This is a genomic window from Sedimentitalea todarodis, assembly GCF_032595355.1.
GTDB lineage: Bacteria > Pseudomonadota > Alphaproteobacteria > Rhodobacterales > Rhodobacteraceae > Sedimentitalea > Sedimentitalea todarodis.
In genome coordinates this window covers 199,778-221,610 of sequence record NZ_JASMWN010000004.1, presented here as the reverse complement: position 1 = coordinate 221,610, position 21,833 = coordinate 199,778, and the positions used below count along the sequence as shown (strand labels likewise).

Genomic DNA, 21,833 nt, shown 5'->3' with positions numbered 1-21,833 from the left:
AAAACTGCTATCTGGTCAACCCGCATCGCCCGCGCTACCTGTAGCCGCAACAACAGTTTGGAGAGCCTGAAGATGAGCCGATTGACGCCGATTGCATTCGAAGCCACGGACCTGGACGTGATGGAAGCCGCCAAAGGGCGGATCGTCATCGTCGTTGCCCCGGACGGCAAACTCGATCCGGCGGCGCGCCGGGCCAACCGGCTGACCAAGGGTGCGGTGGCGCGTCTGGTGGCGAGTGAGAGATTCTCCAAGGCGAAGTCAGGTCAGCTGATATCGCTCGCATGGCCCACCGGTCTGGCGGCCGAGGCGCTGGATGTTCTGGTCCTGGATCGCAAGGTCACCACTGTTGAGGCCCGCAGGGCGGGCGCGGCGCTGGCAAAGTCGAAAGGGGACAAGCCACTGTCAGTGATGGCGGGCGGTATGCGCAAGGCGGCAGAGCTTGCGCTTGGCATCGCGCTCAGGGACTATCGCTTCGACGCCTACAAATCCGCAGAGGATGACACTCCGGACGATTCTGCACCCGTTACGCTCTATCATACCAAGGCCGACGAGGTCTCCGCCGCTGCCGCGCCGCTATTGGCCGTGGCCGAAGGCGCACATATGACGCGCGATCTGGTGAACGAACCCGCCAATGTTCTGACAACCACCGAATTTGCCGACCGGTTGGTGGACATGCAGGAGCTTGGTCTCAAGGTCGAGGTGCTCGAAGAGGACAAGCTCGCAGAGTTGGGCATGCGCACCCTGCTTAGCGTCGGGCAAGGGTCGGCAAGCCCGTCCAAGGTTGTGGTGATGCACTGGGACGGCGGCAAGAAGGGCGACGCACCGCTGGCGCTTGTCGGCAAGGGTGTGGTGTTTGACACGGGTGGTATCTCGCTGAAACCGGCGGGCGGTATGGAAGACATGACCATGGATATGGGGGGCGCAGGTGTTGTTGCCGGAACCATGCGCGCATTGGCCCTGCGCAAGGCGTCCGCCAATGTCGTCGGGCTGGTCGGCCTGGTGGAAAACATGCCATCGGGTACCGCGACGCGACCGGGCGATGTAATCAAATCGATGAAGGGAACCACCGTCGAGGTGATCAACACCGATGCCGAGGGGCGATTGGTTCTGTGCGACGTGATGTGGTACGCGCAGGAACGGTTCAAACCTGCGGGGATGATCGATCTTGCGACCCTGACCGGAGCGATCATCGTCGGGCTGGGTCACGAAAATGCGGGAGTTTTCTCAAACGACGACGCATTTTGCGGCGCGTTCCTCAAATCTGCTGCGGCTGAGGGCGAGGGGGCCTGGCGCATGCCTATGGGCAAGGCCTATGACGACCTCATCAAATCGCGCATTGCCGACATCAAGAACACGGGCGGGCGGCCTGCGGGGTCGGTTACGGCGGCCCAGTTCCTCGCGCGCTTCGTCAAGGACGAGACCCCGTGGATTCATCTGGACATCGCCGGCGTCGCCTCCGTCAAGGCCGAGACCGACTTTGCCCCCAAAGGCGCGACCGGCTGGGGCGTTGCGGCGCTGAACCGGTTGGTGCAGGATAAGTTCGAAACCTCGGAGTAGTCAGGACCCGATCCGCAATGCTCATTCCCGCCACCCGATACCGCGATTGCGAAGCCGCGCTGGCCTTTGTCACAAATGTGCTCGGGTTAGTCGAACACGCGGTCTACCGGGATGACGCCGGCAGCATCGTGCATGCGCAGATCAGGTTGGGACGTGGGCTGATGATGTTTGGCCCGCCCAATGATGGTTCGTTTGACGACGTCATGACCGATCCTGCTCTGGCAGGGGGCGTCACCACGTCCATCTACGTTGTCGTCGATGATCTCGCGGTTCGATATGCACAGGTGGTCGCGGCAGGAGCCGAGATCGTCATGCCGCTTGAGGATCAATCCTATGGCGGGGCGAGCTTTTCCCTACGCGATCCTGAAGGTCACATCTGGACGCTGGGCGACTATGATCCAATGGCGGCACGGTAATGGGCGCTGCCTATTTCTATCACCTCACGCGTCAACCGCTCGAACACACGTTGCCGGTGCTTCTGGGCAAGGCGCGGCAGGCGGGGTGGCGGATTGCCGTGCGCGGTACAGACGCCGCCCGTATGGCGTGGCTTGACGAACAACTTTGGCTTGGCCCCGATGACGGATTTCTTCCACATGGGACCGCCGGAGGTCCGCATGACGTGGATCAGCCGATCCTGCTCACCACGAACACGGCCACCAACACGCCAGACTGCATGATGACGGTGGACGGGGCCGAGATCATGCCTGATGAAGTAACGGCGCTTGCGCGGGTGTGCGTGCTGTTTGATGGCAACGATCCTCCTGCGGTCCAGCGCGCGCGCGTGCAGTGGAAGGCGCTGACCGAAGCGGGCTGTTCGGCGCAATACTGGTCCGAGGAGAGCGGCCGGTGGGAGAAGAAAGCGGAACGCTAGCCGGTGACTTCGGTCGATGTCGGCGACGGGTGATCCTGTTGTCTTGAACTCTGTCGGGTTGGGTGGGCCACCGTGTTTTTTGCTGCCGTGCTGACAGTCTGGCCTTGCCTTTTGGGTGTGGGTGGCAGCCGCAGAATTGAGTGATAGCTGTCAGGGATGAACAAATTGACCTCACCCATTCATCAGGCCACACCCTATGCCCTTGCAGGGGCCGGTGTGTTTTTTGCTTCCATCTGTTTTGGCTTCGTACCCTATTTCAGCCGTGGTCTCACCGATCAGGGGCTCGCGCCCTACGCGGTTGCGTTTTATCGGTACATATTGGCCGCGATCATCCTGTTGCCAGCACTGCTGAAGCATCGCTCAAAGTGGCGCGAAATTGTCTGGGGTCTGACCGCTGGCGCAGTCATGGGGCTTGGCTGGGTCGGCTATGTCACCGCTCTTGAGACAGTTCCTGCATCGACGGTTGGCGTTCTCTATATGACGTATCCCGTGTTCACGATCCTCATCGCTTGGGCGATTTTCGGCGACACGCCGACACGGCGCAGCCTTGTAGCTGCTGGATTGATAGTCATTGCCGCAATAATTGCAGGGTCTCCTGCTTCTGTGCATGCAGACCAGATACCAACGCTCTTGATATCATTGGCGGCCCCTTTTGGATTTGGCTTTGGCATATGTGTTTTGGTGCACCGCTTGGCGCGCATTGCCCCTTTGGCCAGAATAGCGTCGGTCTCGCTTGGGTCGGTCATCGGGCTTGTGCCGCTCATTCTCTCATCCGAGATCGAAGATGTGCTGCCAAAGAGTGGAAATGACTGGTTTCTGATCGTCGGGATCGGTCTCGTGACCGCGCTTGTTCCGCAACTGATTTATACCGTCTGTTCACCTGTCATCGGGGCGACGCGCACCGCTGTCATAGGCAGTATCGAACTGCCCACGATGTTCGCGGTCGGTATTTTTGCCTTCGGCGAGGTTATCACGGGCGCACAAGCGGTTGCCTGCGTGTTGGTTCTGGGTGCGATCGCTCTTACGCAAAGCCGCTCAACCCGAACTGTTACGACCGTGATCAGCAAGGAGCCAGAGAGATAAGTTCGGGCCGGGAGCAGATATTCAAAATGGCGCCGCTGACACACGGGAGCGCTGCGCGCGCTCAGCGGGTCAGGATCAGGGCGCGGTCACTGATTTCGATCCGGCTCCAGCGCCGCAGATAGGCCATACCCAGAAGCGATTGCTCCATTTCGCCTTCGTTGACCCAGGCAGACACATCTCGGTCAAGGACCTGCCCCAGTTCAACACTGTCCAGCGTGACACGTGCGGTGCGAACCTCGCCGTTTGCCGTAAAGGCGCGTCCGGAATAGATCAGATCATTCAGCGACAACCCGGCCCGTTCCGCATCGGCCGAAGTCAGGACCATTTCTGACGCCCCCGTATCAACCAGGAAATCAATCGGTTTGTCGTTTATCAGCAAGGTCAGATAGTAATGTCCATCCGGCGCGCGCGGTACTTCGATCTGGCCGGTCTCGGTGATGACACTTTGCGTCGGGCGCAGGGTCTGGCGGATATCATCCCAGACCCCGATTGCGGCAATCACCCCGACGAAAATCAGACCCCAAGCCAATGCCTGCTGCGCCAGCTTGCCAAGCGACTGGCGGTTCTGCGCGACAAACCAGGTGAGCACCATCACAAGGAGCAGCACCAGATAGATCAGATTTCCCAGTTCTATGGAAGCCATCGCCAATCACCCCATCTCACCGGACAGATGTAGGCACGATCCACGCGGATCCTAGCCAACGAAGCCAAAGTCGCGCAGCCCGTCCAGCACAAACTGTACGGCCAGGGCCGCCAGCAACATGCCCAGAAGACGGGTGATCACGTTGATGCCGGTCTTGCCCAGCACCCGTTCCATCATGCCGCTGGCCAGGAAACTAATCAGGGAAAGGGTAACCACTGCGATCATCACAGCCACCACCAGAACCAGCCCCTGCAATCCGGGCGACTGGCCGGTCAGCAGTATCATCGAGGCAATCGATCCCGGCCCGGCGATCAGCGGGATTGCCAGCGGAAACACCGAAGGATCGTGCCCGTCTTCCTCTTCGGATTCTTCCGCCTGATTTTCGCGTCGCTTGGTGCGGCGTTCAAACAACATATCCAGTGCCGTGAGGAACAGAAGCAAGCCGCCGGCCACGCGGAATGCCGGCATCGAGATGCCCGCAAAATTCAGCACCGATTCACCGAACGCCGCAAAAACCGTCAGAATCCCCATCGATGTCAGGCAGGCGCGCACCGCGATGGCGCGCCGCTCCTGCGCTGACTTGCCGTGGGTCAGCGCCAGAAACAGGGGAGCGAGCGCGAATGGATCGATAATGACGAACAACGTGACAAAGGTTGTGACCAGAAAGGCAGAATCGATACTCATGTCTCTGCTCTTTCCAGTTTTTCCAGCGCGCTCATCCAAAGAGCTTCAGCGCGGTCAAGTCCATTCATGACTTCTGCGTACTTGCGCTGCCAGACCTCGGCTTCGCCTTTCTTTTCGTCTTCGTAGAGCGCGGGATCCGCCAGTTTGTTGGCTAGCTTGTCGCGCATTGCGTTGAGTTTTTGCACCCGTTCCTCACCTTTGCGGGCTTCGGCGCGCAATGCAAGAATTGAGTCACGCGAGGGGCGCTTGGGTTTTGGCTTGGCCTCTTCCTGCTGTTTGCGCGGGGGTTTGTCGCGTGCCAGCAACAGATCACGATAAGCGCCCAGATCGCCCTCATAGGGCTGTACGGTACCGTCGGATACCAGCCAGAGCCTGTCGACCACCAGCGACAGCAGATGCATGTCGTGGCTGACCAGGATGACCGCGCCGGAATAGGCCGTGAGCGCCTCGACCAGCGCCTCGCGACTTTCGATGTCGAGGTGGTTGGTCGGCTCATCCAGGATCAGCAGGTGCGGCGCGGACAGGGTGGCCAGCAACAGCGACAGCCGCGCCTTTTGCCCGCCGGACAACCGCCCGACCACCGTGTCGGCCTGATCCGCGCCAAGACCGAACCCGGCCAGACGCGCGCGCAGCTTGGCCTGCCCCTCGGCGGGGCGTTCGCGCAGCAGGTGTTGCAACGGGGTTTCGTCGACGCGCAATTCCTCGACCTGATGTTGTGCAAAGAACCCGATACGCAGCTTGTTGGAACTGTTCATCTTGCCCGCCATCGGTGCCAGCCGGTCACTGAGCAGCTTGGCGAGCGTCGATTTGCCCTGGCCGTTCTTGCCGAGCAGGGCGATGCGGTCGTCCTGATCGATGCGCAGATTCAGATTGCGCAATACCACGGTGTCGCCATAGCCGACCTTCACCCCTTCGGTGGCGATGATCGGAGGCGACAGTTCCTCGGGTTCGGGAAAGGAAAACACTGTGCGCGCGGCGTCTTCGGGCGCGCGGATGGTTTCCATCTTTTCCAGCATCTTGACACGGCTCTGCGCCTGCTTGGCCTTGCTGGCCTTGGCCTTGAAACGATCGACAAAAGCCTGAAGATGCGCGCGCCTTGTATCCTGTTTCTTGGCCGCCGCCGCCTGCACCGCGCGATTGGCGGCGCGCTGGCGGGCAAACTGGTCGTAGTTGCCGGTGTAATAGGTCAGCCCGCGGTTCTCCAGATGCAGGATGCCGCCCACTGCCCGGTTCAGCAATTCACGATCATGGCTGATGATGATCACGGTGTGGGGATACCGTCCGAGATAGTTTTCCAGCCACAGCGCGCCTTCGAGATCCAGGTAGTTGGTCGGTTCGTCCAGGAGCAGATAGTCTGGCTGTGCAAACAGGACTGCGGCCAATGCCACCCGCATCCGCCAACCGCCGGAAAAGGCGCTGCAGGGCATGGCCTGTTCTTCGCTGTCAAAACCCAGGCCACGCAGAATGGAGGACGCACGCGCTTCGGCGGACCAGGCGTCGATATCTGTCAGCCGCGTCTGAACTTCGGCGATTCGCGCCGGGTCGGTGGCGGTTTCGGCCTCGGCCAGCAGCGAGGCGCGCTCTGTGTCGGCGGCCAGCACGGTGTCCAGCAAGGACACCTCGTTGCCGGGCACCTCCTGTGCGACGCCGCCAATGCGAGCCTGCGACGGCAGGCTGATCGAGCCGCCTTCAAGCGCCAGTTCGCTCCGGATCAGACGGAACAGCGTGGTCTTGCCAGCGCCGTTGCGACCGACCATGCCAACCTTGTGCCCGGTCGGGATCGTGGCGCTGGCCGACTCAAACAGCGGGCGGCCTTCGACCGAATAGGTGATATCATTTATGCGTAACATGAGGCGGCTCTTAGCAGAGCCGGGGAGGCTATGGAAAGCCTATCCCCGATGTGTTGGCGCAGCTTTGTTCGGAACGCCGAAATCATCGCGATTGACATGCAACTTGCGCAAAGCCCATCGCACCTGTTCACGCTCGTGATCCTTACGGCCGTATCGGTGGTTTTGCTGAATATGATCCTGCCGTCTGTGGCGCAGATCGCCGAGGAATTCGACGTGTCCTGGGGCCATGTGAACCTTGCGATTTCCGGCTATCTTGCGATCACGGCGGTGCCGCAGATCATCGTCGGGCCGATGTCCGACAGGTTTGGGCGCCGCCCAGTGCTCCTCGTTTCCGTGGCCGTCTTCGCGATAGCGTCGGTTGGGAGTTCTCTGCCTCCGCCGTTGCCGTCGGAGTTTGGAACGGGTTGACCACGGCCAGCGCAGTGCGGGGCTCCTGTTGGTGCGCCCCAGCCTTGCAGGCACGGCCTGTGGCCTGTCGGGTGCCCTGGCGGTTGGAATTGGCGCCGTTCTGACCAGCGGCACCGACGCGATCGTGACCGCCGAGCACGCGCCCTTTGCGGTTCTGGGCATTATGTCGATGATCAGCGGAACTCGGTTTGCTGTCTGCGCTCTATGTCCGATGGCTTGATCAGATCGGCCCGCTGCCGGACGTCACCTGATGCGGCGCGCCCATGGCAGTCCAAATGCGGCCTTCAGAGCGCCAACGCGCCTTTCCAAAGCGGCCAGCCCATGCTAGGCGGCGCGCGAGACAGTCCGGCGGGCCAATCCGCCGACCAATGATGGAGATACCCGATGGCACTGGAACGCACCTTTTCGATCATCAAACCCGACGCCACCCGCCGCAACCTGACCGGCAAGATCAACGCCAAGTTTGAAGACGCGGGTCTGCGCATCATCGCGCAAAAGCGTATTCACATGACCAAGGCACAGGCCGGTGTCTTCTATGACGTGCACAATGAACGCCCGTTCTACGACGAACTGTGCGCGTTCATGTCCTCCGCACCAGTCGTGGTTCAGGTCCTGGAAGGCGAGAACGCGATCACCAAGAACCGCGAAATCATGGGCGCCACCAACCCGGCAGACGCAGCGCCGGGCACCATCCGTGCCGAATTCGCCGAATCGGTTGGCGAAAACTCGGTGCACGGTTCAGATGCCCCCGAAACCGCCGCAACCGAGATCGCCTACTTCTTTGCCGGCCTCGAACTGGTCGGCTGACCGGTCTCGCGGGGCCGAATGCGGAACCGAACGACAAAGGGCTAACCCCGAAACGGGGCGGCCCATTATTAATTGCTCTGCTGGAAACCAGACCCTGCAGGCGTTGGCGTTTCGAGCTTCAACTGACCCACCCAACGCTGTCGGAAATACCAGATTTCAACGTGTTAGGTAATACTGGCTGAGCCAAGCCAAACGCCGAGCGCTCTAGGCCGCAGCTGCGCCTTCATCTTTGCATCAATACTCCGGGGGAGCCGCCCGCAGGGCGGCGGGGCGGAGCCCCCTCACATAACCCGCAGAATTTTGCGCTCAGCTATTGCCATTCCGGGTAAATCGCGCCGCATCCGCAGCAGCGCGGCGGATGGCGTTGGATTTGTGGACGGTCTCCTGATACTCGGCCTCGGGATCGCTGTCATAGACGACCCCGCCACCGGCCTGAACATAGAGCTTGCGATCCTGAACCACTGCCGTGCGCAGTGCGATGCACATGTCCATGTCGCCACCAGCCGAGAAATAGCCGACGCCGCCACCATAGACGCCGCGCTTTTCCGGCTCCAGTTCGTCGATGATCTCCATGGCGCGCACCTTTGGTGCGCCGCTGACCGTGCCCGCAGGCATTCCGGCAAAAAACGCGTCAAGGGCGTCCTTGCCTTCGTCCAGTTCGCCAACGACGTTGCTGACGATGTGCATAACGTGGGAGTAGCGCTCGATGATGAACTTCTCGGTGGGGCGCACCGTGCCGATACGGGCGACCCGACCGGTGTCGTTCCGGCCCAGGTCGAGCAGCATCAGATGCTCGGCCAGCTCCTTCTTGTCCGCCAGCAGGTCAGCTTCCAGCGCGCGGTCCTCTTCCGGCGTCGCACCGCGCGGGCGGGTGCCTGCGATCGGGCGGATGGTGACCTCGTTGCCAAACACGCGGACCAGAATTTCGGGCGATGCGCCGATCACCTGGAAACCGCCAAAGTTGAAATAGAACATGAAGGGCGACGGGTTGGTCCGGCGCAGGCTGCGATAAAGCGCGAAGGGGGGCAGGGGAAAATCCTGCGTCCAACGCTGAGACGGTACGACCTGAAAGATGTCTCCGGCACGGATATAGTCCTTGGCCGTCTCGACCGCCGCCTTGTAGGCCGCTGGGGTGAAATTGCTCACGGGAGGCGCAACTTCGGCGGCATCGCCAAGATCGCGGGTCTCGGCGGGCATGGCACGCTCAAGATCGCGCACCGCATCCATGACCCGTTCGGCGGCCTGTGCATAGGCCGCGCGCGCGGACTGCCCGTCGCTCTTCCAGGCTGGAGAGACCACGGTGACCTCGCCCTTGACCCCATCCAGAACGGCCACGACCGACGGGCGCAACATCATCGCATCGGGCAGGCCCAGCGGATCGGGGGGCACATCCGGCAGATGTTCGACCAGCCTCACCATGTCATAGCCGAGATAGCCGAACAGTCCGGCGGCAGCCTGTGGCAGATCGTCGGGCAACGCGATGTGGCTTTCGCCAATCAGGGCGCGCAGGTTGGCCATCGGATCACCCTGCTGCGACTCGAACGCGTCCGGATCAAAGCGGGCGGATCTGTTCAATGCGCTTTCGGTGCCCCGGCACCGCCAGACCAGGTCCGGCTTCATCCCGATGATCGAATAGCGCCCGCGAATTTCACCGCCTGTCACCGATTCCAGCATGAAGGCGTCCTTCTGGGCACCCGTCAGCTTGAGCATGAGTGACACCGGCGTGTCCAGATCAGCGGCCAGACGCGTATAGACAACCTGATTTTCCCCCGCCTCGTAGGCGCGGGCAAAGCTGTCAAGGTCGGGTGTCAGCAGCATGCTCCGCCCTTACTGGAAACTGGCCTGCACGGCATTCAGCGCCTGCTGGTCAATCTGTGGTTTCGCGCGCTGCCGGGCATCGCGCATGAAGACCTCGAACAGGTTTTCGGCCAATGCCTGATCAAGCCCCTCGCCAAACGCGGTCTGCATCGCGGTCAGTTCTGCGGTGTTTTCCGGCGGCAGGGTATCCTCAAGCCGCACGATCAGTACTGTGCCCTCTGATGCGATGACGCGCAGTTCGCCTTTCTCCAACTCGAACACCTGAGACATGAAATCGGTCGGCGTACTTTCGATGTAAGCTGAGCGTGTCATGCTGTTCTCAACCCGGAAGGACAGGCCGGTTTCGGTGAAGTCGCCGGTTTCGCCAAGTTCTGCGACGATGGTCTCTGCCTGCGCCTTCAGCGCGGCTTCGGTCTGGTCCAGCGTCCATGCCTGGGCCACTTTTTCGCGTGCAGCGGCAAAGGGCTCCGGGCGAACCGGCAGCACTTCTTCAAGACGCAAGGCAAAGATTGCGCCATCCTCGGTAAAGCCGATCTCGGGGAAATCGTCCGCCGTCACGGCGGCGGCGGCGGCGCGGAAATCCTCATAGGCCGCCACCCCTTCATGTGCCTCGTCGGTCCAGTTGATCGTGCCGAGTTCCAGGTCGGTTTCTTCCACCAGTTCCTCCAGCGTCGCACCACCGGCCATCAGATCGCTGATCCCTTCGGCCTGTGTTTCGATAAGCCGCCGGGCGCGATCCCCGGCGAGTTCGGCGCGCAGTTCTTCCTCGACGTCTTCAAACGCGGTCACGCGCGCCGCGAGATTGCCGTTGACCCGGTAGAGTGCCGGACCAAGCTCGGACGGCAGGGGGCCGAGCACGTCCCCGATGTCTGCGGCAAAGATATCGTCCGCGGCTTCGCGCAGGTCTTCGCGGGTCACATCGCCCATATCGATATCGGACAGCGCGAGGCCACGCTGCTCGACCAACGCGTCGAACGTGGTGCCCCCGACATCAAGCTGCGCCTTGGCGCTCGAAGCCGCAGAGATGTCGGAGAATGCCAGACGTTCCACCAGTCGCCGCTCGGCAACATCATATTCCTCACTCCGGCTGTCATAGAGATCACGCAGGGCGGTTTCATCGATTTTCACCTGATCGAGAATCATTTCCGGCGTCATCAGGACATAGGTCAGGCGCTTGGTCTCGGGCAGGGTGAAATCGTCGGGATGTTCGTCGTAATAGGCCTGCAGTTGGTCTGGAGTCGGGTCCGCAATCGGCGTATCCAGATTCTCTGCCGTCATCTGGGCCCAGATGAAATTGCGCCGCGCCGCAATGTGGTCGGTCATGGTGTTGGTCATGATGGCAGGCATGGTGGTGCCCGCCATGATTGCACCCTGAACAATCGTGCGGGCGGATTCGGCGCGCAGGTCGTTTTCAAAGTCGGTTTCGTTCAGGCCAGCCTGACTGAGGGCAAAGCGGTAGGACTCGCGATCAAAGGCACCGTCGATCCCCTGAAAGGCCGGTATTTGAAGGATTTCCTGCTGCAGATTGGCATCGCCAATGGAAATGCCCAGAGACGCCACTTCGTTGTCCAGCGAGGCCAGCCCGACGAGCCGGGACAGCACGATCTGGTCCAGACCCATGGCGCGGACCTGCGACATCGGCAGGGTTTGGCCCGATTGTGCCTCGATCGCGCGGATTTCACGCTGCAATTCGCGGCCATAGTCGTCGACGCTGATCGGTTGGTCGCCCGCATAGCCGATGGTGCGGATCGTACCGCTGAGATTGGTGGCTCCGAATCCGGCCAGCCCCACGATCAGAAGAGCGAGGATAATCCAGACAAATGTCTTGGATAAACTTTTAACGCCTGCGGCCATGATGCCTCCCTGCCTGGCAATGAGCTGCCTTGTTTTTCGCCGCCTTGTCTACGACGCGTGTTCTGGGGGGGCAAGACGGGTTCAGGCAGGCAGGGCGGCCAATCGGTCGAAAAACACGGCAATTCCGTCTTGGTCGAGGTTGGCAAAGGCAATGCGCAGGTGGCGTGCCCCATGGGAATCGCCCGGCGGCGTGAACATGGTGGCCGGCAGCGCAAGGATGCTGGCCAGGTGGACCATCGATTTTGCCAGTTGGTCAGAGGGCATGTCAAAGGGATGCTCGAAATAGGCAAAATAGGCGCCCAGCCCGCGCAACGCCCATCCTCGCTCGGCGAGAACGGGAAATCCGTTGCCGATCGCGGCGCGACGGGCGAGGATCTCGGCGCGCTCTCCCTCTAGCCACTTTGACAGGTTGCGCATGCCCCAAAGGGCGGCCTGCTGGCCGGTCTGGGTGGGGCAGATCGTGACCGTATCAAGGAATTTCTCAACCTCTGACAGCAGGTCGGCAGACGTTACAAGTGCGCCGACGCGGTGTCCGGTGAGGCGATAGGCCTTGGAGAAGGAATAGAGATGCAGCAGCGTCTGGTCCCAATCGGGATCGCCGAACAGATCATGCGGCGCACCATCGCGGCTGTCGAAATCGCGATAAGTTTCATCCACGATGAGTTTGATCCCGCGCGATTTCGCTAGATCATAGAATGCACGCAGCAGCGGCGCAGGGTATTCGGCCCCGGTGGGATTGTTGGGTGTGACCAGAACGATGGCCCGTGTGCGGCCTGTGATCCGTCGCGCGGCCTGCTCCGGATCGGGTAGCATATCCGCTTGAACGGGCAGTGGTACGGCACTGACACCGGACATGTCCAGCCACATCTTATGATTGAAATACCAGGGGGTTGGCAGGATAACCTCATCCCCCTGATCGGTCAGGGTGGCGACGGCGGCAGCAAACGCCTGATTGCATCCCGACGTGATCGCGACTTGCGCCTGAGTGATCGCACCGCCGTAGCGGGTGCTGCATTGCTCCGCAAGTTCGGCGCGCAACTCGGACAAGCCCAACACCGGCCCATAGAGATGAATGGCATCGTTGGTGAGAACCAGATCCGCCAATGCCTCGCGCAGTTCTTTCGGCGGCGGTGCTACCGGCGCGGCCTGAGACACCAGCATCAGCGGGCGATCCGCAGGATGCTCGATCCCCTTGAGCCAGCCAAAAGTCTCGACGATCGGAGAGGGAAAGGTGGATCGCGTGCGCGTCATGTCGGGCCCCAGTAAGGCGTTGGATTGCGGTCAGTCAGTGCCCCGGTATGGCTCGACATATTGCAGGGCCATATCCCAGGGGAAGAAGATCCATGTGTCCTGGCTGACCTCGGTGATAAAGGTATCGACTTGGGGACGCCCCTTTGGCTTGGCATAGACCGTCGCAAAATGCGCCTTGGGGAACATCCTGCGCACGACCTCTAGGGTTTTGCCACTGTCCACCAGATCATCCACGATCAGGATACCAGTGCCGTCGCCCATCATGTCTGCATTGGGAGATTTCAGCACCTTCGCCTCGGATTGGTGCTGATGATCGTAAGATTTAATGCTGATCGTATCAACAGTGCGGATATCAAGTTCGCGCGCGACGATCATCGCGGGGGCCATTCCGCCGCGGGTGATGGCCACGACCGCGCGCCAGCCACCGTCATCGGGCCCGTGGCCATCCAGACGCCACGCCAGCGCCCGGCTGTCACGATGGATCTGGTCCCAGCTGATGTGAAACCCCTTTTCGTGGGGCAGGCGGTTGTCGGTCATAGTGGCGGTCCTTGATTTTTCGCTGCGTTTATCGGCGGGTCATGACGATTTTTCGGCCGGAAGGAACCAGGTTGCCGCGCAAGATGTCTGGACCGTCACGCCGAACGCGCGCCACCGGGCCGTCATTTGTCGCGGAGTAGAACACGATCTGGCCGTCTTCGCGCTCCCATCGTCGGACGAAGCCTGCAAAACCATCAAGATCAATGCAGCCATAGTCGGCGGCGCGTCCCTTGCCGGTGTCGCTGGGGTCAATGACAAAGCGGCACCACGACAGGCTGTCCTCAGCCTGCAGGCGCCATTCTCCGGCAATTCCTTGTGATGGCGGCACCGCTTGTTGCTGGGTGTCGGAAGTCGGGGTGGCCATATTGCACGCAGCAACGGCAAATCCGGTGACGACGAGCATTGGGATTGCCCTGCAGGCACCACTCCACATTCATCAGTCCTTTCGACCTGTTACGGCAGCGATGTCCGGGGCATCGACCGCTTTCATTCCGACAACGTGATACCCTGCATCCACGTGCAACACTTCGCCTGTCGTCCCGGAACCGAGATCGGAAAGAAGGTAGAGCGCGGAACCGCCGACATCGTCGATGGTCACGTTGCGGCGCAGGGGGGAGTTGTATTCGTTCCACTTCATAATGTAACGGAAATCGCCGATGCCACTGGCGGCAAGCGTCTTGATCGGACCCGCAGAGATGGCATTTACGCGGATGCCGTCCTTGCCAAGATCCTCGGCCAGATAGCGGACAGACGCCTCCAGTGCCGCCTTGGCGACGCCCATGACGTTATAGTGCGGCATAACCCGTTCGGCACCGTAATAGGTCAGCGTCAGGCACGAGCCGCCCTCATTCATCATCTTTTCCGCGCGCTGAACGACCGCAGTGAATGAGTATACCGAGATATCCATGGACAGTTGGAAGTTGGCACGGCTGGTATCGACATAGCGCCCGCGCAGTTCGTTCTTGTCGGAAAAGCCGATGGCATGAACGATGAAATCAAGGCTACCCCACTGCTCTTTCAACTGGTCAAACAGCGCGTCTATCGAGGCTTCATCGCCGACGTCACATGGCAGAACAAACTGGCTGCCTAGCTGTGCGGCAAGCGGATCGACACGCTTTTTCAGTGCATCGCCCTGATACGAAAATGCCAGTTCGGCTCCGGCGTCCGCCAGCGCTTTTGCAATGCCCCAGGCAATTGATTTGTCGTTCGCAAGGCCCATGATCAGGCCTCGTTTGCCGGCCATTAGCTCATTTGACATTTTTTTCTCCGACCAATGCGCATTGTGGGCTTGACCTTTAGGCGATTGACCTGACTGCTTCAAGTGCTGGCCGGCGGCGGCTGACAGGACGCGCACGATCCATGCGAAAGGGACACAATGACTGAACGGGACGGAATATTCGCGGGAGACGATCCGTTTGCCATCGCGCAGCGCTGGCTGTCCGAAGCAGAGGCGACCGAGCCAAACGATCCGAACGCGATTGCGCTGAGCACGGTAGATGCCGACGGGCTTCCGAACGCGCGGATGGTCTTGTTGAAAGAGATCGAACCCGCCGCATTCGTTTTCTATACGAATTACGAAAGCCAGAAGGCACGGGAACTTGATGGGGCAGGGAAGGCCGCCTTCGTGATGCACTGGAAGTCGCTGCGCCGCCAGATCCGGGTGCGTGGCGAAATCAGCCGGGAAGACGGGCCGCAGGCGGATGCCTATTTCGTGTCACGCTCTCTCAAGAGCCGGCTCGGGGCCTGGGCTTCACATCAATCGCAGCCGTTGAGCAGCCGCGCGGCTTTGATGGCAGAAGTTGCAAAGGTGACTGCGCAGCACGGAACCAATCCGCCTCGGCCACCGTTCTGGGGCGGCTATCGGATCGTTCCGAGCCATATCGAATTCTGGGCAGACGGTGCATTCAGATTGCATGACAGGTTCGCCTGGCAACGCTCAAATGAGGGCTCGGAATGGCAGATTCAGCGCCTCTCTCCGTGACATTCACGTCACGTGAAATGCAACTTATTGTAATGGCGTCGCAATTTCTCCTTGAAATTGGTGCTTAAACTTGTCCACTACTTCGTGTAACATTGGGACATCAAACATCGTGGTGGTTAACTTGTGGCGGACGATCTGAATAGCATGTACCACGTGCGCGGCCAGGTAAAGTGGTTCGATCCCGTCAAGGGGTTTGGCTTTGTCGTGTCTGACGAAGGTGGTCCGGATATCTTGCTGCATGTGAATGTCCTGCGCAATTTCGGACAGAGTTCCGTCGCGGACGGGGCCGGAATTGAAGTTGTCACCCATCGGACAGACCGTGGCGTGCAGGCGGTTGAAATTGTCAGCATCACACCACCGGCACGCGAAGAAGTGCCCGTGCTGACGGACTTTGCCGCTCTGGATCTGGATGTCATTCACAACGCGCCGCTCGAGCCCGCGCGGGTGAAATGGTTCGACAAATCCAAGGGGTTTGGGTTTGCCAACGTCTTTGGCCGTCCCGAAGATGTCTTTCTGCATATCGAAGTCTTGCGCCAGTCCGGGCTTGCGGATCTGCAACCCGGCGAAGCGCTTGCGATGCGCGTGATCGATGGCAAGCGCGGCCGGATGGCTGCGGAGGTCATGGCCTGGGAAATGGCCGTGTCGGCAACCGACTCCTGACATGATGCGTCTTGCTTTGCTGTTGGCAGCACTGATGTGCAGCACCGTGGCGGCGGCCAGCGCGTGCCGTGATGATCATGTTCAGTTGCGCGGCTCATGGGGCGAGGCGGGCTTTGCCGTGGAAGTGGTGGATACGCCCAAGGCGCGTTCGCAGGGGCTGATGTTTCGCGAAGCATTGCCGCGTGGGTCTGGAATGCTTTTTGTCTACGAGGCACCGCGACGCGCCAGTTTCTGGATGAAGAACACCCTGATTCCCCTGGATATGATTTTCGTGGACCAGAGCGGTACGATAAAGCACGTTCATCATCGCGCCGTGCCGGGGGATCTGACCGCGATCGAGGGTGGAGCAGGCATTTACGCGGTTCTGGAAATCAACGGCGGCCTCGCGAAACGCTATGGGATCGAACCCGGATCCCAGATGCAGCACCCGGTTTTTTCCGATGGTCCTGCAATATGGCCCTGTTAGGGCTTTTCAAATCCGGTTTGCCCGGCTAGAGAGGCGCACGGTCCGGGGCGTGGCGCAGTCTGGTAGCGCACCTGTTTTGGGTACAGGGGGTCGTGAGTTCGAATCTCGCCGCCCCGACCATTTTTCGACAAGACGAACCTGATGCGCACATATATCTCGGCGTTCAGGTCAGGTGATTGCTGAGGGGCGCTGCCCCTCAGACACCCTGGAGTATTTTCACAAAGCTGAACGACGTCAGAGGCCTGCGCAGTGCGCGTTCCGCTCGCTTGATCAGACGTTTGTTGAATCCTTCAGGCTTCCGGCACACCGCCGGAGCGCTGGTAGAGGGCGTTCACAACCCGATTCAAACGGGGATCCCGTTGACGAACATGCAACGGCGCGCCCGATTTCTGGGGCACGCTTAGATAGACATCGTTTTCCACCAGGTAGCCTGGTGTGTCCTCATTTGTCTGGAAGCGGATCACCAGTTGCGGCAGATCGCTTGTCGTTCCGTCATAGGTCAGGATGATCGCGGCGGTCGGTTCGGGCGGAAGGTACTCGCGGCATTCGATCGCATCCGGTGTGGGCCGCAGAAATGTCTGTGCGGGTCCGGCACAGGCCGATTCCAACGCGGCAATCAGCGAGTCGGGATAGGACGCAAAGCGGGCCTTCGCATTTGATGTCACCATATCTTGTGTCTCGCAGCCAATCAGAACTACCACCAGTAGGAAGTAGAAGGGGGCTGGAACCGGGCGCATTGAGCAGTTCTCCAAAAAAAATCTGCGACCGGGATGCGAGGCGTGTTTCTTGCCGGATCCGGTGCATAAGTCGTCATGTCCCTAATGCTGCGGCGCGGCAAAAGGCAAACCTATTTCTTAACATGACACGCCAAGGCGCACTGAAACAGGCGAATTCTTGCTATTCGCAACGCAGCGTCCGCACCACGCACCAGCGTTAACCTTCTGTGGATGAATCGGCCTTCGCATCACGTCGGAATCGGGCGCTGTCGAGGTCAACAAAAAAGAGTCCGAAATTGTTGAAAAATTTCGTTGCCGAATGCGGTCGGATACGCCAAGTTGTATGAGCCGGCCGCTGAGCCACTAAATCTGGTAGGAAAAGCCAGAGGCTCTGACAAGGTTGGGAGGGTAAGACACCACTGGTACATCTCGACGCGCACGTCGATGTCTCTCTTGTTCTGCAAGGGGCCGGGACTGTTTTGCCTCGTGCAACCGGGCACACCAAAAGCGTCGGCAAATCCGACGCGGGCCTGAATCAGGGCTTTGATAACAGCTGGAAGACAGAGGCAGCGCACATGAAGATTGAACGCAAATTCACCACAGCCGGCCAGGACGCCTATGCCGCGCTTGATTTTATCTCGGCAACGTCCGAAATCCGCAATCCGGATGGAACAACCGTGTTCCGTCTGGATGATGTCGAGGTGCCCGAAAGCTGGAGCCAGGTTGCAAGCGATGTCATCGCGCAGAAGTACTTCCGCAAGGCAGGTGTTCCGTGCCGTCTAAAGAAGGTGCGTGAAAAGAACGTGCCCGAATTTCTTTGGCGTTCGGTCCCCGACGGCGATGATGTCGAGATGGGCGGTGAAACCTCGGCCAAGCAGGTGTTTGACCGTCTCGCCGGGGCCTGGGCCTATTGGGGCTGGAAGGGTGGATATTTCAGCACCGAAGACGATGCGCGCGCCTATTATGATGAGATGCGCTTCATGCTGGCGACGCAAAAGGCCGCGCCCAACAGCCCGCAGTGGTTCAACACCGGTCTGCACTGGGCCTATGGCATCGACGGGCCGGCGCAGGGTCATCACTATGTCGATCACAAGACCGGCAAGCTGACGAAATCCAAGTCCAGCTATGAGCACCCGCAACCGCATGCCTGCTTTATCCAGGGCGTACAGGATGATCTTGTCAACGAAGGCGGCATCATGGACCTCTGGGTGCGCGAGGCGCGGCTGTTCAAATATGGCAGCGGCACCGGCACCAATTTCAGCCACCTGCGCGGGGAAGGCGAAAAGCTGTCCGGTGGTGGCAAGTCGAGCGGCCTCATGGGTTTTCTCAAGATCGGCGACCGGGCGGCCGGTGCGATCAAGTCTGGCGGCACCACGCGGCGCGCCGCCAAGATGGTGATCGTCGACGCGGACCATCCGGATATCGAGGATTTCATCAACTGGAAGGTGCTGGAGGAACAGAAGGTTGCCAGCATCGTCGCCGGTTCGAAAATGCACGAGAAGAAGCTGAATGGCATCTTCGAAGCCATCCGCCTCTGGGACGGAGCCGAAGCGGACGCCTATGATCCGGCGGTAAATGCGGCGCTCAGGGATGCGGTTCGCGATGCCAAGCGCAACATGATCCCGGAGACCTATATCAAGCGGGTGCTGGACTATGCGCGTCAGGGTCACACGAGCATCGAATTCCCGACCTATGACACCGACTGGGATTCCGAAGCCTATAACAGCGTCTCGGGCCAGAACAGCAACAACTCGATCCGGGTCACCAACGCGTTCCTGACTGCCGTGGAAAAGGATGCAGATTGGGAACTGATCAACCGCGTCGATGGCAAGGTCGCCAAGACCATCCGGGCGCGCGATCTGTGGGAGCAGGTGGGCCACGCGGCCTGGGCCTGTGCCGATCCGGGAATTCAGTATCATGACACTGTGAACGACTGGCACACCTGCCCGGAAGACGGCGAGATCCGGGGATCGAACCCCTGTTCCGAGTACATGTTCCTGGACGATACCGCCTGCAATCTGGCGTCGATGAACCTCTTGACCTTCCTCAAGGATGGCGAGTTCCAGGCCGAGGATTACATGCACGCCTCGCGGCTTTGGACCGTGACCCTGGAAGTCAGCGTGATGATGGCACAATTCCCGTCCAAGGAGATTGCGCAGCTGTCCTATGACTTCCGTACGCTCGGGCTGGGATATGCCAATATCGGCGGGTTGCTGATGAACATGGGCTACAGCTATGACAGCGACGAAGGCCGCGCGCTCTGCGGGGCACTGACCGCGATCATGACCGGAGTCGCCTATGCCACGAGCGCCGAAATGGCGGGCGAACTCGGGCCGTTTTCCGGGTATGAGCGGAACAGCGACCACATGCTGCGCGTGATCCGCAATCACCGCAACGCCGCCCATGGCGCGACCGATGGCTATCAGCAACTGGCGGTCAGGCCGGTGCCGCTCGATCATGGCAACTGTCCCGATGCGCGGCTGGTCGATCTGGCCAAATCCGCCTGGGACGAGGCTCTGAGCCTCGGGCAGAAGCACGGCTATCGCAATGCCCAGGCCACGGTGATCGCGCCGACCGGCACCATCGGACTGGTCATGGATTGCGACACCACCGGGATCGAGCCTGACTTTGCGCTGGTCAAGTTCAAGAAGCTGGCCGGTGGCGGATATTTCAAGATCATAAACCAGTCGGTTCCGGCGGCCCTTGAAAAGCTGGGCTATGGGTCTGCGCAGATCGAGGAAATCGTGTCCTATGCGGTGGGGCACGGCACCATTGGCAATGCACCCGGCATCAATCACACCACGCTGGCGGGTCATGGATTTGGTGCCAACGAACTGGCCAAGGTCGACGCGGCGCTGGCCAGCGCGTTTGATATCCGGTTCGTGTTCAACCAGTGGACTCTGGGCGAAGAATTCTGCCAGAACGTATTGGGCATCCCCGCGGCCAAGCTCAACGATCCGACCTTTGACCTGCTGCGCCACCTGGGTTTCAGCAAGAAGGACATCGAACTGGCGAACGATCACGTTTGTGGCACCATGACGCTGGAGGGCGCTCCGTTCCTGCGCAAGGAACACTATGGCATCTTCGACTGCGCCAATCCCTGCGGCAAGAAGGGCAAGCGCTATCTCTCGGTCAAAAGCCACATCACCATGATGGCCGCAGCACAGAGCTTTATCTCGGGCGCGATCAGCAAGACGATCAACATGCCGAACGACGCGAGTATCGAAGATTGCCAACGCGCCTACGAGCTGAGCTGGTCGCTGGGTGTCAAAGCCAACGCGCTTTACCGCGATGGCTCCAAGTTGTCACAACCTCTGGCCTCTGCACTGGTCGAGGATGATGACGAGGCCGCCGATACGCTGGAGAGCGGTACGCCGCACGCAAAGGCGACCGTGATTGCCGAGAAGATCATCGAAAAGGTGGTGGTCAAGGAAATCATAAAATCGCACCGTGAAAAGATGCCGCAGCGGCGCAAGGGCTATACCCAAAAGGCCATTGTTGGCGGGCACAAGGTCTATTTGCGGACCGGTGAATACGAAGACGGGAATCTCGGCGAAATCTTTATCGATATGCACAAAGAGGGTGCAGGGTTCCGGGCGATGATGAACAACTTTGCCATCGCCGTGTCCGTGGGTCTGCAATACGGGGTGCCGCTGGAGGAATTCGTCGACGCCTTCACCTTCACCAAGTTCGAACCTGCCGGCATGGTTCAGGGCAATGACAGCATCAAGAATGCGACCTCGATCCTGGACTACGTGTTCCGCGAACTCGCGGTGTCGTACCTTGACCGGACTGATCTGGCGCATGTGAAACCCGAGGGCGCATCGTTTGATGATCTGGGGCGTGGCGAAGAAGAGGGTGTCTCAAACGTCAGCGAGCTCAGCGAAACTGCGGCGAGCAAATCGCTTGAGGTGCTGAAACAAATCAGCTCGACCGGGTATCTGCGCAAGCGCTTGCCACAGGAACTTGTGGTTCTGCAGGGCGGGGCGAGCATGGGCGCGACGGCACTGGCGGCCTCGTTGGATGCTGCGCAAACGCTGAATTCACTGGTGCCCGATGTGGCCGCCGGCCTTGCCGCCGCCTCCACGGCTGTGTCCACCGGTACTGTATCGCTGGATGCGCGGACCAAAGCCAAGATGCAGGGCTACGAGGGCGAGGCCTGCGGCGAATGCGGCAACTACACGCTGGTGCGCAACGGGACTTGCATGAAATGCAACACCTGCGGCGGAACGTCCGGGTGTAGCTGACAAAGATCGCGCCTCCAAAAGGCGTGTAGGGGTCGCAGGGCTGCCAGCCGGTGACCGGACCCCGACGAAACAGAAGGGTAGGGCCAATGAGGTGGCCCGCTCATTATTCAGCGGAGTGAGACTCCGCAGAAACCACTGGTTTCCGCTCTGTCTCACTTCGTGGAAATCCGGCGGATTTCCACGGGACAAGGGGCGGGTGCGCTCGCTCTTGGCGACGTTCAGGCCGCAGGCAAAAAAACACCGGGCGGTAAACTAGATGAGCCTGAACGGCGAAACTCAACGGGGGTCTCAGGACCCCCGTTTTTTCTGATTCGTGAACAGTCTGTTTTTGTGGAGTCCAGAGAAAGCGCCGCAATCGGCGTGACTCAATCACAAGCAGAGTCTAACATCCAGTTTGCGC

The 21,833-nt window shown here is 60.2% G+C and carries 21 protein-coding genes and 1 tRNA gene; 12 read left to right on the top strand and 10 right to left on the bottom strand.

Features of this window, described 5'->3' with window-relative positions; all coding sequences use genetic code 11:
• Positions 1 to 72 precede the first annotated feature (72 nt).
• The 4 genes from QO231_RS07875 to QO231_RS07860 all read left to right on the top strand — a co-directional run bounded on the left by QO231_RS07875 (position 73) and on the right by QO231_RS07860 (position 3,511).
• Positions 73 to 1,557, top strand: coding sequence for a leucyl aminopeptidase (locus QO231_RS07875; protein ID WP_316774905.1), 1,485 nt, complete (start codon positions 73 to 75; stop codon positions 1,555 to 1,557).
• Positions 1,558 to 1,574: 17 nt separating this feature from the next.
• Positions 1,575 to 1,973, top strand: a complete 399-nt coding sequence (locus QO231_RS07870) for a VOC family protein (RefSeq protein ID WP_316774904.1) — start codon at positions 1,575 to 1,577, stop codon at positions 1,971 to 1,973.
• On the top strand, positions 1,973 to 2,428 hold the full coding sequence (locus tag QO231_RS07865; protein ID WP_316774903.1) for a DNA polymerase III subunit chi: 456 nt from the start codon (positions 1,973 to 1,975) through the stop codon (positions 2,426 to 2,428). Before QO231_RS07870 ends, QO231_RS07865 begins: the two co-directional genes overlap by 1 nt.
• A gap of 165 nt (positions 2,429 to 2,593) precedes the next feature.
• Positions 2,594 to 3,511: a DMT family transporter gene (locus QO231_RS07860; RefSeq protein ID WP_316774902.1), complete on the top strand. Its 918-nt coding sequence runs from the start codon at positions 2,594 to 2,596 to the stop codon at positions 3,509 to 3,511.
• 61 nt (positions 3,512 to 3,572) lie between these two features.
• Here the strand turns inward: QO231_RS07860 and QO231_RS07855 are convergent, their stop codons facing one another.
• Genes QO231_RS07855 through QO231_RS07845 form a run of 3 tightly spaced genes read right to left on the bottom strand, consistent with a single transcriptional unit; the run spans position 3,573 to position 6,688 of the window.
• Entirely contained in the window at positions 3,573 to 4,154 is a 582-nt protein-coding gene (locus tag QO231_RS07855) for a retropepsin-like aspartic protease family protein (protein ID WP_316774900.1), read from the bottom strand.
• A 51-nt stretch (positions 4,155 to 4,205) separates the two neighbouring features.
• On the bottom strand, positions 4,206 to 4,838 hold the full coding sequence (locus QO231_RS07850) for a MarC family protein (protein ID WP_316774899.1): 633 nt from the start codon (positions 4,836 to 4,838) through the stop codon (positions 4,206 to 4,208).
• On the bottom strand, positions 4,835 to 6,688 hold the full coding sequence (locus tag QO231_RS07845; protein WP_316774897.1) for an ABC-F family ATP-binding cassette domain-containing protein: 1,854 nt from the start codon (positions 6,686 to 6,688) through the stop codon (positions 4,835 to 4,837). Before QO231_RS07845 ends, QO231_RS07850 begins: the two co-directional genes overlap by 4 nt.
• Positions 6,689 to 6,718: 30 nt before the next feature.
• Between QO231_RS07845 and QO231_RS07840 the strand changes: the two genes are divergently transcribed.
• From QO231_RS07840 to ndk, 3 genes are all read left to right on the top strand, one after another.
• Positions 6,719 to 7,096 carry an MFS transporter gene (locus QO231_RS07840; protein ID WP_316774895.1) on the top strand — a complete coding sequence of 126 codons (378 nt, stop codon included), beginning with the start codon at positions 6,719 to 6,721 and terminating at the stop codon, positions 7,094 to 7,096.
• Positions 7,083 to 7,316, top strand: a complete 234-nt coding sequence (locus tag QO231_RS07835; protein WP_316774894.1) for a hypothetical protein — start codon at positions 7,083 to 7,085, stop codon at positions 7,314 to 7,316. The genes QO231_RS07840 and QO231_RS07835 overlap by 14 nt, the downstream gene beginning before the upstream one ends.
• A 164-nt stretch (positions 7,317 to 7,480) precedes the next feature.
• A complete protein-coding gene (gene ndk / locus QO231_RS07830) occupies positions 7,481 to 7,903 on the top strand; it encodes a nucleoside-diphosphate kinase (RefSeq protein ID WP_316774892.1) in 423 nt (140 codons plus the stop codon).
• Positions 7,904 to 8,209: 306 nt separating this feature from the next.
• On the opposite strand, the gene trpE is transcribed toward ndk, so the two are convergent.
• From trpE to fabI, 6 genes are all read right to left on the bottom strand, one after another.
• On the bottom strand, positions 8,210 to 9,721 hold the full coding sequence (gene trpE / locus QO231_RS07825; RefSeq protein WP_316774890.1) for an anthranilate synthase component I: 1,512 nt from the start codon (positions 9,719 to 9,721) through the stop codon (positions 8,210 to 8,212).
• Between the two features lie 9 nt (positions 9,722 to 9,730).
• Positions 9,731 to 11,575, bottom strand: coding sequence for a peptidylprolyl isomerase (locus QO231_RS07820; protein ID WP_316774889.1), 1,845 nt, complete (start codon positions 11,573 to 11,575; stop codon positions 9,731 to 9,733).
• An 81-nt stretch (positions 11,576 to 11,656) separates the two neighbouring features.
• Positions 11,657 to 12,826 carry an aminotransferase gene (locus QO231_RS07815; RefSeq protein WP_316774887.1) on the bottom strand — a complete coding sequence of 390 codons (1,170 nt, stop codon included), beginning with the start codon at positions 12,824 to 12,826 and terminating at the stop codon, positions 11,657 to 11,659.
• Between the two features lie 30 nt (positions 12,827 to 12,856).
• Positions 12,857 to 13,363 carry a xanthine phosphoribosyltransferase gene (gene gpt, locus QO231_RS07810; RefSeq protein WP_316774886.1) on the bottom strand — a complete coding sequence of 169 codons (507 nt, stop codon included), beginning with the start codon at positions 13,361 to 13,363 and terminating at the stop codon, positions 12,857 to 12,859.
• A 28-nt stretch (positions 13,364 to 13,391) separates the two neighbouring features.
• The gene (locus QO231_RS07805; RefSeq protein WP_316774884.1) at positions 13,392 to 13,766 is read right to left on the bottom strand and encodes an AprI/Inh family metalloprotease inhibitor; all 375 of its coding nucleotides are present in this window, start codon (positions 13,764 to 13,766) and stop codon (positions 13,392 to 13,394) included.
• A gap of 33 nt (positions 13,767 to 13,799) precedes the next feature.
• On the bottom strand, positions 13,800 to 14,621 hold the full coding sequence (fabI, locus tag QO231_RS07800; protein WP_316774882.1) for an enoyl-ACP reductase FabI: 822 nt from the start codon (positions 14,619 to 14,621) through the stop codon (positions 13,800 to 13,802).
• A gap of 117 nt (positions 14,622 to 14,738) precedes the next feature.
• Between fabI and pdxH the strand changes: the two genes are divergently transcribed.
• The 4 genes from pdxH (at position 14,739) to QO231_RS07780 (ending at position 16,590) form a co-directional block, all read left to right on the top strand.
• Positions 14,739 to 15,344: a pyridoxamine 5'-phosphate oxidase gene (gene pdxH, locus QO231_RS07795; RefSeq protein WP_316774881.1), complete on the top strand. Its 606-nt coding sequence runs from the start codon at positions 14,739 to 14,741 to the stop codon at positions 15,342 to 15,344.
• Positions 15,345 to 15,467: 123 nt separating this feature from the next.
• Positions 15,468 to 16,004: a cold-shock protein gene (locus tag QO231_RS07790; RefSeq protein WP_316774879.1), complete on the top strand. Its 537-nt coding sequence runs from the start codon at positions 15,468 to 15,470 to the stop codon at positions 16,002 to 16,004.
• 1 nt (position 16,005) lies between these two features.
• Complete coding sequence (locus tag QO231_RS07785) at positions 16,006 to 16,470, top strand: DUF192 domain-containing protein (protein ID WP_316774878.1); 465 nt, start codon at positions 16,006 to 16,008, stop codon at positions 16,468 to 16,470.
• Between the two features lie 43 nt (positions 16,471 to 16,513).
• Positions 16,514 to 16,590 (top strand) — tRNA-Pro (locus tag QO231_RS07780).
• 170 nt (positions 16,591 to 16,760) lie between these two features.
• On the opposite strand, the gene QO231_RS07775 is transcribed toward QO231_RS07780, so the two are convergent.
• Positions 16,761 to 17,207 (bottom strand): hypothetical protein, encoded by a 447-nt coding sequence (locus QO231_RS07775; protein ID WP_316774876.1) that lies wholly within the window; start codon positions 17,205 to 17,207, stop codon positions 16,761 to 16,763.
• 554 nt (positions 17,208 to 17,761) lie between these two features.
• On the opposite strand from QO231_RS07775, the gene QO231_RS07770 reads away from it, so the two are divergent.
• Complete coding sequence (locus QO231_RS07770) at positions 17,762 to 21,433, top strand: vitamin B12-dependent ribonucleotide reductase (protein WP_316774874.1); 3,672 nt, start codon at positions 17,762 to 17,764, stop codon at positions 21,431 to 21,433.
• Positions 21,434 to 21,833: the final 400 nt, after the last annotated feature.

Excerpts from the sequence above, each read along its gene's own strand:
- QO231_RS07875 (WP_316774905.1), top strand. The coding sequence starts at position 73 with ATGAGCCGATTGACGCCGATTGCATTCGAAGCCACGGACCTGGACGTG.
- QO231_RS07870 (WP_316774904.1), top strand. The coding sequence starts at position 1,575 with ATGCTCATTCCCGCCACCCGATACCGCGATTGCGAAGCCGCGCTGGCC.
- QO231_RS07865 (WP_316774903.1), top strand. The coding sequence starts at position 1,973 with ATGGGCGCTGCCTATTTCTATCACCTCACGCGTCAACCGCTCGAACAC.
- QO231_RS07855 (WP_316774900.1), bottom strand. The coding sequence starts at position 4,154 with ATGGCTTCCATAGAACTGGGAAATCTGATCTATCTGGTGCTGCTCCTT.
- QO231_RS07850 (WP_316774899.1), bottom strand. The coding sequence starts at position 4,838 with ATGAGTATCGATTCTGCCTTTCTGGTCACAACCTTTGTCACGTTGTTC.
- QO231_RS07845 (WP_316774897.1), bottom strand. The coding sequence starts at position 6,688 with ATGTTACGCATAAATGATATCACCTATTCGGTCGAAGGCCGCCCGCTG.
- QO231_RS07840 (WP_316774895.1), top strand. The coding sequence starts at position 6,719 with ATGGAAAGCCTATCCCCGATGTGTTGGCGCAGCTTTGTTCGGAACGCC.
- ndk (WP_316774892.1), top strand. The coding sequence starts at position 7,481 with ATGGCACTGGAACGCACCTTTTCGATCATCAAACCCGACGCCACCCGC.
- trpE (WP_316774890.1), bottom strand. The coding sequence starts at position 9,721 with ATGCTGCTGACACCCGACCTTGACAGCTTTGCCCGCGCCTACGAGGCG.
- QO231_RS07820 (WP_316774889.1), bottom strand. The coding sequence starts at position 11,575 with ATGGCCGCAGGCGTTAAAAGTTTATCCAAGACATTTGTCTGGATTATC.
- QO231_RS07815 (WP_316774887.1), bottom strand. The coding sequence starts at position 12,826 with ATGACGCGCACGCGATCCACCTTTCCCTCTCCGATCGTCGAGACTTTT.
- gpt (WP_316774886.1), bottom strand. The coding sequence starts at position 13,363 with ATGACCGACAACCGCCTGCCCCACGAAAAGGGGTTTCACATCAGCTGG.
- QO231_RS07805 (WP_316774884.1), bottom strand. The coding sequence starts at position 13,766 with ATGCTCGTCGTCACCGGATTTGCCGTTGCTGCGTGCAATATGGCCACC.
- fabI (WP_316774882.1), bottom strand. The coding sequence starts at position 14,621 with ATGTCAAATGAGCTAATGGCCGGCAAACGAGGCCTGATCATGGGCCTT.
- pdxH (WP_316774881.1), top strand. The coding sequence starts at position 14,739 with ATGACTGAACGGGACGGAATATTCGCGGGAGACGATCCGTTTGCCATC.
- QO231_RS07785 (WP_316774878.1), top strand. The coding sequence starts at position 16,006 with ATGATGCGTCTTGCTTTGCTGTTGGCAGCACTGATGTGCAGCACCGTG.
- QO231_RS07775 (WP_316774876.1), bottom strand. The coding sequence starts at position 17,207 with ATGCGCCCGGTTCCAGCCCCCTTCTACTTCCTACTGGTGGTAGTTCTG.
- QO231_RS07770 (WP_316774874.1), top strand. The coding sequence starts at position 17,762 with ATGAAGATTGAACGCAAATTCACCACAGCCGGCCAGGACGCCTATGCC.